General features: G+C 61.0%; 10 protein-coding genes. 4 read left to right on the top strand and 6 right to left on the bottom strand.

Annotation, left to right across the window (positions count from 1 at the left end):
• Window positions 1-67: 67 nt before the first annotated feature.
• The 3 genes from ACX3YD_RS27575 to ACX3YD_RS27565 all read left to right on the top strand — a co-directional run bounded on the left by ACX3YD_RS27575 (window position 68) and on the right by ACX3YD_RS27565 (window position 3,143).
• Complete coding sequence (locus tag ACX3YD_RS27575; protein WP_103404876.1) at window positions 68-340, top strand: hypothetical protein; 273 nt, start codon at window positions 68-70, stop codon at window positions 338-340.
• Between the two features lie 251 nt (window positions 341-591).
• On the top strand, window positions 592-1,968 hold the full coding sequence (locus ACX3YD_RS27570; RefSeq protein ID WP_047527915.1) for a pyridoxal-phosphate dependent enzyme: 1,377 nt from the start codon (window positions 592-594) through the stop codon (window positions 1,966-1,968).
• Entirely contained in the window at window positions 1,965-3,143 is a 1,179-nt protein-coding gene (locus ACX3YD_RS27565) for a trans-sulfuration enzyme family protein (RefSeq protein ID WP_047527914.1), read from the top strand. Before ACX3YD_RS27570 ends, ACX3YD_RS27565 begins: the two co-directional genes overlap by 4 nt.
• 57 nt (window positions 3,144-3,200) lie before the next feature.
• On the opposite strand, the gene ACX3YD_RS27560 is transcribed toward ACX3YD_RS27565, so the two are convergent.
• From ACX3YD_RS27560 to mqo, 3 genes are all read right to left on the bottom strand, one after another.
• Window positions 3,201-3,770 carry a nucleotidyltransferase family protein gene (locus tag ACX3YD_RS27560; RefSeq protein ID WP_458961535.1) on the bottom strand — a complete coding sequence of 190 codons (570 nt, stop codon included), beginning with the start codon at window positions 3,768-3,770 and terminating at the stop codon, window positions 3,201-3,203.
• Window positions 3,771-3,850: 80 nt separating this feature from the next.
• Complete coding sequence (locus tag ACX3YD_RS27555; RefSeq protein WP_103404878.1) at window positions 3,851-4,516, bottom strand: M24 family metallopeptidase; 666 nt, start codon at window positions 4,514-4,516, stop codon at window positions 3,851-3,853.
• Window positions 4,517-5,106: 590 nt separating this feature from the next.
• The gene (gene mqo / locus ACX3YD_RS27550) at window positions 5,107-6,750 is read right to left on the bottom strand and encodes a malate dehydrogenase (quinone) (protein ID WP_458961534.1); all 1,644 of its coding nucleotides are present in this window, start codon (window positions 6,748-6,750) and stop codon (window positions 5,107-5,109) included.
• Window positions 6,751-7,124: 374 nt separating this feature from the next.
• Here mqo and ilvD point away from each other — a divergent pair, with 374 nt between their 5' ends.
• Window positions 7,125-8,807: a dihydroxy-acid dehydratase gene (gene ilvD / locus ACX3YD_RS27545; RefSeq protein WP_458961533.1), complete on the top strand. Its 1,683-nt coding sequence runs from the start codon at window positions 7,125-7,127 to the stop codon at window positions 8,805-8,807.
• 48 nt (window positions 8,808-8,855) lie between these two features.
• Here ilvD and nirD read toward each other — a convergent pair whose 3' ends face one another.
• The 3 genes from nirD to ACX3YD_RS27530 all read right to left on the bottom strand — a co-directional run bounded on the left by nirD (window position 8,856) and on the right by ACX3YD_RS27530 (window position 13,639).
• Window positions 8,856-9,230 carry a nitrite reductase small subunit NirD gene (gene nirD / locus ACX3YD_RS27540; protein ID WP_458961532.1) on the bottom strand — a complete coding sequence of 125 codons (375 nt, stop codon included), beginning with the start codon at window positions 9,228-9,230 and terminating at the stop codon, window positions 8,856-8,858.
• The gene (nirB, locus tag ACX3YD_RS27535; protein ID WP_458961531.1) at window positions 9,230-11,791 is read right to left on the bottom strand and encodes a nitrite reductase large subunit NirB; all 2,562 of its coding nucleotides are present in this window, start codon (window positions 11,789-11,791) and stop codon (window positions 9,230-9,232) included. The genes nirD and nirB overlap by 1 nt, the downstream gene beginning before the upstream one ends.
• Before the next feature lie 522 nt (window positions 11,792-12,313).
• Window positions 12,314-13,639, bottom strand: a complete 1,326-nt coding sequence (locus ACX3YD_RS27530) for an OprD family porin (protein ID WP_047527902.1) — start codon at window positions 13,637-13,639, stop codon at window positions 12,314-12,316.
• Window positions 13,640-14,165 lie beyond the last annotated feature (526 nt).

Genomic DNA, 14,165 nt, shown 5'->3' with positions numbered 1-14,165 from the left:
CGGGCATTGGCCCGCCCCTTGCTTTGGCTGATGGTGCGCATCGGCACAATCGGCAGCGGAGGTAGACATGGGGGCGCAAGCATGGGTGGCAGTATTCATCCTTGCCGTGGCAGGGGTGATCGTCCTGGCGACGTTGTCGGCCACGTCATTGCTGAGCTCGACAACGTCCACGGTCATCGGCATTGCCGAGCAGGTCGCCACGGACATTCAGCTGCTGGCCGCTCTGGCGCTGAATCCGGCGCAGACGATAATCATGATCGCCCTACAGGCCACAGGCCTGGCGACGATCACGCCGTTCATGCAGGCGTTGAACCTGGTCATGATCGCGGCAACCCTGTAGACGACGAATCCTGCGGTAAAACCAACGCCCGAGCGCAGTTCCCCTCTCCCCCCAAAAACCGCCCAAACACAGGAATTTCCCCCACAGTCGGGGACCGTTGACACGCGCAGACGACATGACCGACTGGCCGCCTCAGGTTGCGGCAGAGGCAATCCCGGCCTATGGTCCAAACGAAGATTTGCCGCAAATGGTGCGATGACGCGCCGCTGGTTTCTGTCTTTCCAGTGCGAATTTCCACAGGAGGTGACGACATGCCAAACGACTCCCGCCCCGCCGTACTCGAACTGATCGGCAACACGCCGCTGGTGCGTGTCAGCCGTTTCGATACCGGCCCGTGCACCTTGTTCCTCAAGCTTGAATCGCAGAACCCCGGTGGGTCGATCAAGGACCGTATCGGGCTGGCGATGATCGATACCGCCGAGCGCGATGGCCGCCTGCAGCCCGGTGGCACCATCGTTGAAGCCACCGCCGGCAATACCGGCCTCGGCCTGGCCCTGGTCGGTCGCGCCAAGGGCTACCGGGTGGTGCTGGTGGTGCCGGACAAAATGTCCACGGAAAAAGTCCTGCACCTCAAGGCCATGGGCGCCGAAGTGCACATCACCCGCTCCGACGTCGGCAAGGGCCATCCCGAGTACTACCAGGACGTCGCCGCGCGGCTGGCACAGGACATCCCCGACGCCTTCTTCGCCGACCAGTTCAACAACCCCGCCAACCCACTGGCCCACGAGTGCAGCACCGCCCCGGAGATCTGGGCGCAGACCCAGCATGATGTGGACGCCATTGTGGTCGGCGTCGGTTCGGCCGGCACGCTGACCGGGCTGACGCGTTTCTTCAAACGGGTGCAGCCGGACCTGGAGATGGTGCTGGCTGACCCGGTCGGTTCAGTGATGGCCCAATACAGCCGCGATGGCACCCTGCCGACGCCCGGCTCCTGGGCGGTGGAAGGCATCGGCGAGGACTTCATTCCTTCGATTGCCGACCTTTCCAGTGTGCGCCACGCCTACTCGATCAGCGACGAGGAAAGCTTCGATCATGCCCGGCAACTGCTGCGCGCCGAAGGCATCCTCGGCGGCTCCTCGACCGGTACGTTGCTGGCCGCGGCGCTGCGATACTGCCGCGAGCAGACCGAGCCGAAACGGGTGGTCAGCTTCGTCTGTGACACCGGCACCCGCTACCTGTCGAAGGTCTACAACGACCAGTGGATGTCCGATCAGGGCCTGCTGCAGAGCAAGCGCTACGGCGACCTGCGCGACGTGATCGCGCGGCGTTTCGAAGATGGCCGGGTGATCAGCGTCGGCCCCGATGACACCCTGCTCACCGCCTTCCAGCGCATGCGCCTGGCGGATGTGTCGCAACTGCCGGTGCTGGTCGATGGCCAGCGGCTGATCGGGGTGATCGACGAGTCCGACATTCTGTTGCGTGTGCACCAGGACGCCTCGCAATTTCGCCTGACCGTGGCCGGCGCGATGACCGACAAACTGCAAACCCTGCCGCCCGGCGCCAGCCTGGCCGAGCTGCAGGCAGAGCTCGACCGCGGCCTGGTGGCCATCATCGCCGACGCGTCGGGCTTTCATGGCCTGATTACCCGGTTCGACATGCTCAATCACTTACGGAGATCCCTAGCATGAGTCAGCACGATAAAGACGCCGCGCCACAGGGCTTCGCCACCCGGGTGATCCACGCGGGACAGGCGCCGGACCCTTCCACCGGGGCGCTGATGCCACCCATTTATGCCAACTCCACCTATTTGCAACAAAGCCCCGGCGTGCACAAAGGCCTCGATTACGGACGCTCGCACAACCCGACGCGCTGGGCACTGGAGCGTTGCGTGGCCGATCTCGAAGGGGGCACCCAGGCCTTTGCTTTCGCGTCCGGGCTGGCAACGATCTCCACCGTGCTGGAACTGCTCGACGCCGGCTCGCACGTGGTCTCGGGCAATGATTTGTACGGCGGGACCTTCCGCCTGTTCGACAAGGTGCGCCAGCGCAGCGCCGGGCATCGCTTCAGCTTCGTCGACTTGACCGACCTGGCGGCGTTCGAGGCAGCACTGCAAGACGACACCCGGATGGTCATGGTCGAGACGCCGAGCAATCCCTTGCTGCGCCTGTCCGACCTCGCCGCCATCGCCCGAATCTGCCGTGCACGGGGCATTATCTGCGTGGCCGACAACACCTTTGCCAGCCCCTATATCCAGCGCCCGCTGGAGCTGGGTTTCGACATCGTGCTGCACTCGACGACCAAGTACCTCAACGGCCACTCCGACGTGATCGGTGGTATCGCCGTGGTCGGGCAGAACGCCGAACTGGCCGAGCGCCTGGGCTTTTTGCAGAACGCAGTGGGCGCGATTGCCGGCCCGTTCGACGCCTTTCTCACCCTGCGCGGGGTCAAGACCCTGGCGCTGCGCATGGAACGTCACTGCAGCAATGCGCTGGAGCTGGCGCAATGGCTGGAACGCCAGCCACAGGTGGCGCGCGTCTACTATCCGGGCCTGGCATCGCACCCGCAGCACGAGCTGGCGCGGCGACAAATGCGCGGTTACGGCGGGATGATTTCGCTCGACCTCAACACCGACCTGGCCGGTTCCAGGCGGTTCCTCGAAAACGTCCGGATCTTTGCCCTGGCCGAAAGCCTGGGGGGTGTGGAAAGCCTGATCGAGCACCCGGCGATCATGACCCACGCCACCATCCCCGCCGACACCCGTGCACAGTTGGGTATCGGCGATGCGCTGGTGCGCTTATCCGTGGGGGTCGAAGATGTCGAAGACCTGCGTGGGGATCTGGCTCAGGCGCTGGCGCGGATCTGAAGTCGCCGGCAGAGGTTCGATGGAGGCGCTGCCAGCGCTTCTCGCCTGCGCAAAGGGTCACGGCATATCAGGTTCAACGATCCTGAGCCAGGGCCAGCGCGCCTGATAACTTTTCGCCTTCTGCGCGAACAGCTCCGGCTTGGGATTCTTGCGATTGATACGCAGCAGGCCGTGCTCGGTGTCGGCCAGGCCGTTGGGTGCATAGAGCTCGCCGGTTTCAACATCCAGACCGATGCAGGTGCCGGCGATCAGGTAGCGATCGATTCCGTCCCTGGCCGACTGAAGCTGAGGATAGGCACCGCCAAACCGCTGGCCGTACCACAGGTGCACGCGAGCCTGGTTCCTGATCTCGACGTTGGCGTCCAGGTCCCGGAACAGACGCTGCGCGCACTGAATGACCTCATTCTCGGCCTCCCAGGACAGATCCTCGTCGAAGTAGAAAACGTCGTAGTCCTTCACGCCCCATGCGGCCGGCCACTGCGCCTGATGGTTCCATACAGCCTGGAACAGGCAACCGGCCGTGAGCATGCACTCGGACAAACCCAGTGCAGGCAAACGTGCGGTCAATTCAGCGTTGATGGGGTTGGTCATTGCAATGCTGACCAGGCTTTCGACAGTCAATGTCATGTGCTTCGTCCCTTGTAAATCGCTCCAGTGCTGGCCAGCGACAATAGCGCAATTTCCCGGGACGCCGCTTCACTCGACGGTCAAATCAGCAAATCCTCATAGAACGCGCCGAAGGGACGCTCGGGATGGGCGATCTGGATTTCCAGAATCCACAGGCCGGTATTCGGGCATTGATCCAGATCCCCGAGGTCGCCACCCCGGTAGATCGCATGGGGAAAATCGCTGACCCGGTGACCCTTGATGTCCAGATTGAGCCTCCAGCCCATGGCCGTTGCCTGAGCGGCGGCATAGTCATAAAGCGCCACGCCGGACACCCGCTCGCTGCGCCAAAAGCTTTCGACCCGGTCAAACAGATCCTTGGCCGCCGCCGCACAGGCGATCATTTGCGGATCGGAACCGGTGGTGAATGTTGCGCCGGCATCCCCTTCGTGGCCCTGCCAGACCACGCCCATGTCGATGAAGAAAATGTCCTCTTCGCCCAATTGCGGGTCGCCATCGGAACGCTGCTTGAACGTCTTGAGCGTATTGGCACCGAAGCGCACCAGCAGTGGATGCCAGATTCGATCCATGCCCAGTTCGGACAACACCTGCTTGCCGAGCAACTGCGCCTCGGACTCGCGCATGCCCGGAGTGATGACGCGGGCAATCTGATCGATCGCCTTCCAGGTCATTTGCTGCGCATGGCGCATCGATTCCAGGTCGTAACGTTCGCCTACCGCTTCTTTACCACTCAGGGCCATGGTCATGAGTCATTCCTTGTTTAAGACCGCGCACGTGATCGCTGTATACATTTTTATATTGCGGTATTCAAGATCAAGGCAGGGGGGTCATGACACTGGCAGCGTTAAACCGGTGAAATAGTGGCCAGCACGCCGATCAGGATCGTCAGTATCAGAAAGCCACCGAGAAAAAATGCCATCTTGCCCATAAGTCTTCCTCCAGCTTGAAAGTACGGTGCAATCACGGCGGCGACTGCCGACCGTACCGTTATTGTGGCGCGCCAGCTGAGTACGTTACAGAGGCAGAAAGCGCAGAAAAATACGGATCAGATCAAAGTCCGCCCAGAACAAGGCTCTGCACGCGAGCCCGGTAAACGCACAACCTGCGGGTGGCGATGGAGTCCAGTGCGCCGCGTATAACCAGGCCACACGCATTCTCGTTAACGACCATCGCTGCGATGCGGCGACCCGACAGGCCAGCTCCTACAGGTATTGCCCTGCCGCAATGCCATTAAAATCCCAAAGAAAAGCCCGCTGACCGTCACCGGTTCAGCGGGCTTTCTTTATCGCGGATCAGCTCATCCGGGCGTCCCGTTCACAACGACGGGACCTGCGGATCACAACGCCATATCCGTCGAGGCGTTCTCCTTTGGCGCCTTCGGCTTTTCAGCCTCGACAGCCGGAGCAGCAACCTGACCGATCACCGGTGGCGGAGTCAGTTCCAGCACCTTGGCGGTGTAGGCCCACTCTTGCGCCACTTTCTCGGGGCTGGCATTGAGCGCAGTGCCGTAGCTCGGCACGATCTGATGCAGCTTCTCTTGCCAGGCCGGGGTCGCGACCTTGTCCTTGAAGACTTTCTGCAGTACCGACAGCATGATCGGTGCAGCGGTCGAAGCGCCTGGCGATGCGCCCAGCAGGCCGGCGATGGTGCCGTCCTGGGAAGCGACGATCTCGGTGCCCAGCTTCAGCACGCCACCGGCGGCTTCATCACGCTTGATGATCTGCACGCGCTGGCCCGCTTGCCACAGGCGCCAGTCTTCGGCCTTGGCGTTCGGGAAGTATTCCTTCAGGGCATTGAGGCGGTCTTCATCCGACAGCATCAACTGACCGGCCAGGTACTCGACCAGCGGGTATTCCTTGATGCCGACCTTGGTCATTGGCCACACGTTGTGCGTGGTCGTGGTGGTCAGCAGGTCAAGGTACGAACCTTCCTTGAGGAACTTGGTCGAGAAGGTCGCGAACGGGCCAAACAGGATCACGCGCTTGCCGTCCAGGACGCGGGTGTCCAGGTGCGGAACCGACATCGGCGGTGCGCCAACGGAGGCTTTGCCGTAGGCCTTGGCCAGGTGTTGCTCGGCGATGGCCGGGTTATCAGTCACCAGGAACGAGCCACCCACAGGGAAGCCTGCGTATTCCCTGGCTTCAGGAATGCCGGACTTCTGCAGCAGGTGCAGGGCACCGCCGCCAGCGCCGATGAACACGAACCTGGCGTCGGTTTCGGATTGGCTGCCGTCTTTGAGGTTTTTGTAGCTGACGCGCCAGCTGCCGTCTGCGTTCTTGGTGATGTCCTGCACTTCGCTGGACAGCTTCAAGTCGAATTTCGGCGTGGTTTGCAGGTGAGCCACGAATTGACGCGTGATTTCGCCGAAGTTCACGTCGGTGCCGATCGGAGACCAGGTGGCCGCGACTTTCTGGTTCGGGTCGCGCCCTTCCATCATCAGCGGAACCCACTTCTTGATCACCGCCGGGTCTTCGGAGTACTGCATGCCGGCGAACAGCGGGCTCGCTTGCAGGGCTTCGTAGCGCTTTTTCAGGAACTTGATGTTGTCATCGCCCCACACAAAGCTCATGTGCGGCGTGGAGTTGATGAACGAACGCGGGTTTTTCAGCACGCCTTGCTGAACCTGCCAGGCCCAGAACTGACGGGAGATCTGGAAAGCTTCGTTGATTTCAACGGCTTTCGGGATCGAGACTTTGCCGTTCTCGTCTTCCGGGGTGTAGTTCAATTCAGCCAGGGCGGAGTGACCGGTACCGGCGTTGTTCCAGCCGTTGGAGCTCTCCAGGGCGACGCCATCGAGACGCTCGATCATTTCCATCGAGGTACCGGGTTCCAGCTCATTGAGCCACACGCCAAGGGTCGCACTCATGATGCCGCCACCAATCAGCAGCACGTCGACTTTCCTGGCTTCTTCGGCCTGGGCCGTCGTCATCCCCAACGACAGGGCCAGCCCCAGCAGGGCCGTGTTCACTTTTTTAAACATCTGTAGCACCTATGATAAAACGCAATCCGCCCTTCCAGCTTCACTCACGAGCCTTGATTTACGGCATTCAGGCAGGCTGCCGCAGGTTCTCGCGCATGACATCCGGAGGGTGGGCACACAAGGCCGACTGTATCGACCCCAGTTATATGTCCCTTCTGAACTGACTTTTTATCTTTTTTGGATTCAGCTACTTGAGCGACAGTGATTCCGTTCGCCCGTCTCAAGGACAGGAAAACCGAATAGGTCAAACCAAGTTGGCGCGAAGAATATCACGACACGGCAAACCCGCGGTTGATGGATCAGCAGGCGCCAGGCTTGCGGTGCAGGGGCGACTATACTCACTGGTCATCCGTCGAGCCTGTGAGGAACCGCCCATGAGCGATAAAGACGATCTGCGCAAACACTCCTCTCAAGTCATCGACGGCGTGGAGGCCGCACCCGCCCGCGCCATGCTCCGTGCAGTGGGCTTCACCGACGAAGACTTCAAGAAACCGCAAATCGGCATTGCCTCCACCTGGGCCATGGTCACACCTTGCAACATGCACATCGACAAACTCGCGATCGAAGCCGAAAAAGGCGCGAATGCCGCCGGTGCCAAGGGCGTGATTTTCAACACCATCACCATTTCCGACGGCATCGCCAACGGCACCGAAGGCATGAAATATTCGCTGGTGTCCCGTGAGGTGATTGCCGACTCCATCGAGGTGGTGGCCGGTTGCGAAGGCTTCGACGGACTGGTGACCCTGGGCGGTTGCGACAAGAACATGCCGGGCTGCCTGATCGGCATGGCGCGGCTGAACCGGCCGTCGATCTTCGTCTATGGCGGCACCATCCGCCCCGGCGCCGGGCACACCGACATCATTTCCGTGTTCGAGGCCGTGGGCCAGCACGCGCGCGGCGATATCAGCGAGATCCAGGTCAAACAGATCGAGGAAGTGGCCATTCCCGGCCCCGGTTCGTGCGGCGGCATGTACACCGCCAACACCATGGCGTCGGCCATCGAGGCGCTGGGCATGAGCCTGCCCGGTTCCAGCTCCCAGGAGGCCATCGGCAGCGACAAGGCGTCGGACAGTTTCCGGGCCGGCCAGCAGGTCATGGAACTGCTCAAGCTTGACCTCAAACCGCGCGACATCATGACCCGCAAGGCCTTCGAAAATGCCATCCGCGTGGTGATCGCCCTCGCCGGCTCGACCAACGCCGTGTTGCACCTGTTGGCCATGGCCCATGCGGTCGATGTCGAACTGACCCTCGATGACTTCGTCGAGCTGGGCAAGGTTTCTCCCGTGGTCGCCGACCTGCGCCCCAGCGGCAAATACATGATGAGCGAACTGGTGGCCATCGGCGGCATTCAACCCTTGATGAAACGCATGCTGGCAGCCGGGATGCTGCATGGCGATGTGCTGACCGTCACCGGCAAGACCCTGGCCGAAAACCTCGCGCACGTCCCCGACTACCCGGCCGGCCAGGACGTGATCCTGCCCTTCGACCAACCGGTCAAGAAGGACTCGCACCTGGTGATCCTGCACGGCAATCTCTCGCCCACCGGTGCCGTGGCCAAGATCACCGGCAAGGAAGGCCTGCGCTTTGAAGGCACGGCACGGGTCTACCACGGCGAAGAAGATGCGCTGGCGGGCATCCTCAACGGTGAAGTGCAACCTGGCGAAGTGATCGTGATCCGTTACGAAGGCCCCAAGGGCGGACCGGGCATGCGCGAAATGCTCTCGCCGACCTCGGCGGTGATGGGCAAGGGATTGGGCAAGGAGGTGGCGCTGATCACCGACGGCCGTTTCTCCGGCGGCTCACACGGTTTTGTCGTGGGGCATATCACGCCCGAGGCGTTTGACGGCGGGCCGATTGCGCTGGTCGAAAACGGTGACAACATCACCATCGACGCCGAAACCCGACAGATCACGGTCGATGTGCCGGATGCCGAACTGGCCGAACGCAAGAGCCGTTGGGTGCGGCCGGAGCCGAAGTACAAACGCGGGGTGTTGGCCAAATACGCGAAGACCGTGTCCAGCGCCTCTGAAGGCGCCGTCACGGACAAATACCTCTAACGCTGGCAAGTCGGATCGCCGCGCCGCAACGCCCACAAAAGTGTGTTGTCAGGCCACCCCGACCTCCACGACCCCATCATTCAACCGCACCGGCCAGACCCGCAGACGCTGTTGCGGGTACTCCAGGCAGGTGCCGTCCTCCAGGCGGAAATGCTGCTTGTAGATCGGCGACGCCACCACCAGATCGCCCTTGAGGCTGCCGACCAGGCCGCGACCGATGACATTGGCCCCCGATTGCGGGTCGTGATTGTCGATGGCGTAGAGGTTTTTGCCCTCGACGCCCGGCAGGTAGAACAGCGCCACTTGCGCGCCGTCCAGCCACACCACCACACCGGAGTCATTCACCAGATCCTGCTGATTGCACACCGATTGCCAGACAGCTGACGCACCGGTTTCAACGCGTTGGGTATTGGACTGAGTCATCAGACAGTCTCCTCGGTAACAGGGATCAGGTTGAGTTCGGCCGCCATGATCGGCCGGCGTTGACCACGTTCCTGGACAAAGTGAATGTCCGGGTCCGGGCGTTTATCGTTGACGAAGGTGCGGAAGCGCTTGAGCTTTTCCGGGTCCTTGAGGGCGTTGGCCCACTCACATTCATAGCGGTTGACCACCAGCTGCATCTGCGACTCCAGTTCGGCGCCCAGGCCCAGGCTGTCGTGGAGGATCACATCCTTGAGGTAATCCAGGCCGCCCTCCAGGCTTTCGCGCCAGACCGAGGTGCGCTGCAGTTTGTCGGCGGTGCGGATGTAGAACATCAGGAAGCGGTCGATGTAGCGGATCAGGGTCGCGTCGTCCAGGTCGGTGGCGAACAACTCGGCGTGACGTGGACGCATGCCTCCGTTACCGGCGATGTAGAGGTTCCAGCCTTTCTCGGTGGCAATCACGCCGACGTCCTTGCTTTGCGCCTCGGCGCACTCGCGGGTGCAACCGGAGACGGCGAACTTGAGCTTGTGCGGCGAACGCAGGCCCTTGTAGCGATCCTCGAGGGTCAGGGCCATTTGCACACTGTCCTGCACGCCGTAGCGGCACCAGGTGCTGCCGACGCAAGATTTCACCGTACGGGTCGATTTGCCGTAGGCGTGCCCGGTTTCGAAACCGGCTTCGATCAACTCGGCCCAGATGTCCGGCAACTCATGCAACTGGGCGCCGAACAGGTCAATGCGCTGGCCGCCGGTGATCTTGGTGTAGAGGTCGTATTTCTTCGCGACCACGCCTATGGCAATCAGCTTGTCGGCCGTGATCTCGCCACCGGGAATGCGCGGCACCACCGAATAGGTGCCGTTCTTCTGCATGTTGGCCATGAAGGTGTCGTTGGTGTCCTGCAACGGCACCAGCGACGGGTCCATGATCGGCTGGTTCCAGCACGAGGCGAGGATCGAGCCCACGGCCGGCTTGCACACGTCGCAACCGGTGTGACCCCGGCCATGTCTGGCCAGCAGTTCGTCGAAGGTGATGAGCCCTTCCACCCGAACCAGCGCATACAGCTCCTGGCGGGTGTAGGCGAAGTGCTCGCACAGGCTCTTGTCGACACTGACGCCCCGGGCGGTCAACTCATGCTCGAACACTTGCTTGAGCAGACCGGCGCAACCGCCGCAGCCGGTACAGGCCTTGGTCTGTGACTTGAGCAGACCCAGGTCGGTGCAACCGCCGTCGATGGCCGAGCAGATGGCGCCCTTGGTCACGTTGTGGCAAGAGCAGATCGTCGCCGCTTCCGGCAAGGCGCCCGGCCCCAGGGTCGGCGCGCCTTCGGACGACGGCAGAATCAGCGCGGCCGGTTCGGACGGCAAGGCAATCGCGTTCTGCATGTATTGCAGCAGGGTGTCGTAGTAGCTGTTGTCGCCGATCAGCACCGCACCCAGCACGCGCTTGCCGGTGGCGTCCACCACCAGGCGCCGGTAGCCGGCGCTGGTCTCGTCGATGAACTGGTAGCTGCGGGCACCCGGCGTATGGGCGTGGGCGTCGCCGATGGAGCCGACATCGACGCCCAGCAGTTTGAGTTTGGTCGACATGTCGGCGCCCTGGAACGGCTCGGCCACGTCATCGCACAGCCGCGCGGCGACGCTGCGCGCCATTTGATAGCCGGGCGCGACCAGGCCGAACAGGCTGCCATTCCACGATGCGCACTCACCGATGGCATAGATATTCGGGTCGCAGCTCAAGCAGGTGTCGTCGATCACCACGCCACCGCGGGGGCCGATCTCCAGCGCACATTGGCGAGCCAGCGCATCCTGGGCGCGAATACCGGCGGAGAACACCACCAGGTCGGTTTCGAGAAATTCGTCGTTGGCAAAATTCATCCGATAGCGGTAGTCCTCACCGGCGCTGATCGATTGCGTGGCGCGGGACAGGTGTACCCCGACGCCCAGGCGTTCGATTTGTGCCTTGAGCGCCAGGCCACCCAGATCGTCCAGTTGCACCGGCATCAGGCGCGGGGCGAACTCCACGACGTGGGCTTCAAGGCCCAGGCGCTTGAGCGCGTTGGCCGCTTCCAGACCGAGCAGGCCACCGCCGACCACGACGCCGCGCCGGGCATTGCCCGCCGCCGCTCGAATGGCATCGAGGTCTTCGAGGGTGCGATAGACCAGGCGCGAATCGCCTTCAGCGCCTTCAATCGGCGGCACAAAGGGGTAGGAGCCGGTGGCCAGGACCAGTTTGTCGTAGCTGACACACCCTTGCGCGGTGATGACCTGACGACGCTCGCGGTCGATTTCCAGCACCGGCACCCCCAGGTGCAGGGTGACGCCGGGCGTCTGGTACAACGATGCATCGCTCAGCGCCAACGACTCGGCGTCGCGGCCGGAGAAGTATTCGGAAAGGTGCACACGGTCGTAAGCGCGCATCGGCTCTTCGCTGAAGACGTGCAAGCGATAGCGATCAAGGGCTCCGCGCTCGATCAACTGTTCCACACAATGATGTCCGACCATGCCGTTGCCGATCACGACCAGCGTTTGCAGCTTGTTCAACGTGGCTACATTGGAATTCATAAACGACACCTGCCAAAGCCAATCACGGTAAAAAAAAGCAAAAAAAAACGCCTGAAACCTTGCGGTTCCAGGCGTCTTTGCCTGTTCTTTTGCGGTGTTGAAACCAGACGGCTATGCCTGATCCACCGATGTAGCCCACGACCTGTGCGGCCAGTCGATCGTCGTTGACCGAGAGGGCTGTCCCTCTTTTTCAGATGGACTTGAGGGGATTAATGCAGCCTTTGTGCCAGTGGGTGACGGATGCTTTGCGCGACACGCGAAACGGGTCCATCACGCGATGGAAATGGCCTTGCGAGGTTGGGTCAGAGGCGTTCCCGGCAGGATGGAAGCGTTCCGACGGCGGGTGACAGGTGACGCTGAATCACCCGACAAATCGCCTCGCACTGGTGCACGTCGCCCGCCACGGCGCTTTAAAAGTGCATCCAGGGAAGCGCTTTATGTAAACAAAACGGCCAGCTTCAGCAGGGCTGAAACTGGCCGTCAACGCGGTGCGCCCATCGGGCCTGACCGGCGGTCTTGCGCTTAGAAAATCGAGATCGGGTAATCCACGATCAGACGGGTTTCGTTGTAATCCCCTTCCGCCTGATCGGCGTTACCGCGGTGCCAGGCTTGACGCACCCGCATCGACAAGTCTTTGGCTGGACCGGTCTGCACCACGTATTTGGCTTCGAAGTTGGTTTCGTGGTGCTTGCCGTCAGAGCCATAACCATAGGCCTGGTAGGCGCTGCCGACCGGCATGTGGGTGCCGTCGATATTGTCGCCGTTCAGGTAGCGCGTCATAAAGCTCAGCCCGGGCACGCCATAGGCCGCCATGTTCAGGTCGTAACGGGCCTGCCAGGATTTTTCGCCAGGGCCGTTAAAGTCAGAGTACTGAACCGAGTTGGCCAGGAAGATGGAGTCGGCCAAATCACCCGACTTGTTATTACCAACGGCCACATAGTCAAACGGCGTGTCGCCATGAACTTTCTGGAACGCCAGTGTAACGGTGTGAGCACTCAGGAAAGAGTACGCCGCAGCCATCGACCAGGTGGTGTTGTCGATGGCGCCGGCTTTGGACTGGCCGGAATCGAGGGTGCGGTAGATATTGAAGTCCAGGTTCAGTGACTGATCGGCAGTGAACGGGATCGTGTAGTTGGCATTGCCATAGTATTGGTGCCAGACGTCTTTGAGGTCCGACGCAAACAAGCTCATGGACAAGTTATCGGTCAGCGTGTACTTGCCGCCGAGGTAGTCAATACTCTTGGCCGCCACGTTTGCATAACCGGCATACAGGTCATGGCTATTGTTGGTTGTGGTCGAACCGTTACTGGCGGTGAAGTGCCCGGCGTCGAGGTTCAACCCTTCGATTTCGCTGCTCAACAGGTTGAAACCGGTCGCCGTTTGAGGCGTGGCGCGCGTACCCGCCGTGGCCAGGACCGGGTTGTTGGGCTGCAAGTTGCCATAGTGCAGTTCAGTCTTGGAGAACCGGGCCTTGATCGACGCGCCTGCGCTGCTGAAATCATCCTTCGGCCGGCCGTTGCTGTCGACCGGCAAGTTGCCGGAATCCGCATTGCCTTTGCCACCGTCCAGCTTCACCCCCCAATACCCGTAAGCATCCACACCAAAGCCGACGGTGCCTTGGGTGAAGCCGGAAGTGAAGTTGCCTTGTGTCACTTGCAACCAGTCCTGTTTGTCGCCCGCCGTATTTTTACCGTCACGATCAAAATAAAAGTTGCGAAGTAGGAGGTTCAAACTGCTGCCTTCAACAAACCCCTTGGCAGTCGCTTGGTCTTCCACACCAGCGGCCGACGCTAGTTGACTAACACCCAGTGAAACAGCCAGCGCCACCAAATTCCACTTCAAAGACATTGTTCGTTCCCCTGTTTTTTAATAGAACTGCCTCGTCTCTCAATGCGCAGAAAGCAGGGCATCCCCTGAAGTCGGGCCGTCAAAAGCGAACAGTCGTAAGTCAATGGCAGATAAGAAAAAAAGGCTCTAAGTCGCAATCTTTTGAATGCGCAGAGTGATACACCGTTTTATAACGGTTTATTTTTATTACATGGCAGGCCCTAAGGCGAAAAACTTATAACACTTTCGCACCGAAACATTGATCCGGTTTCCCGTGAAAGTAATTATCAATTCCTGCAACAATTCGGGCTTATACAAACAGATACCTTATCTCGCTTAGAGCGGGCTCGTTATATAGCCGAACACACCCCGGCATTTGAGCTTGACTCAAATGTCCAACACTGAAGGCACCGCAAAAAAGAAGTAGACGAACACGCCGAATCCATCGGCTAGTGCCCGCCCGTTAAAACCATTGAGTCGTTGTCGTCATCGGGATCTCCGACCATCAATCGCGCACGCGGCTGCATCTGCACCGTGTCCGCAAAGG

It is taken from the genome of Pseudomonas fluorescens group sp. PF-1, from assembly GCF_054481335.1.
This window is presented reverse-complemented; position numbering and strand designations above follow the sequence as displayed.

What these genes read in the sequence shown, in the direction of transcription:
- ACX3YD_RS27575 (WP_103404876.1), top strand. Translation starts at nt 68, where the DNA reads ATGGGGGCGCAAGCATGGGTGGCAGTATTCATCCTTGCCGTGGCAGGG.
- ACX3YD_RS27570 (WP_047527915.1), top strand. Translation starts at nt 592, where the DNA reads ATGCCAAACGACTCCCGCCCCGCCGTACTCGAACTGATCGGCAACACG.
- ACX3YD_RS27565 (WP_047527914.1), top strand. Translation starts at nt 1,965, where the DNA reads ATGAGTCAGCACGATAAAGACGCCGCGCCACAGGGCTTCGCCACCCGG.
- ACX3YD_RS27560 (WP_458961535.1), bottom strand. Translation starts at nt 3,770, where the DNA reads ATGACATTGACTGTCGAAAGCCTGGTCAGCATTGCAATGACCAACCCC.
- ACX3YD_RS27555 (WP_103404878.1), bottom strand. Translation starts at nt 4,516, where the DNA reads ATGACCATGGCCCTGAGTGGTAAAGAAGCGGTAGGCGAACGTTACGAC.
- mqo (WP_458961534.1), bottom strand. Translation starts at nt 6,750, where the DNA reads ATGTTTAAAAAAGTGAACACGGCCCTGCTGGGGCTGGCCCTGTCGTTG.
- ilvD (WP_458961533.1), top strand. Translation starts at nt 7,125, where the DNA reads ATGAGCGATAAAGACGATCTGCGCAAACACTCCTCTCAAGTCATCGAC.
- nirD (WP_458961532.1), bottom strand. Translation starts at nt 9,230, where the DNA reads ATGACTCAGTCCAATACCCAACGCGTTGAAACCGGTGCGTCAGCTGTC.
- nirB (WP_458961531.1), bottom strand. Translation starts at nt 11,791, where the DNA reads ATGAATTCCAATGTAGCCACGTTGAACAAGCTGCAAACGCTGGTCGTG.
- ACX3YD_RS27530 (WP_047527902.1), bottom strand. Translation starts at nt 13,639, where the DNA reads ATGTCTTTGAAGTGGAATTTGGTGGCGCTGGCTGTTTCACTGGGTGTT.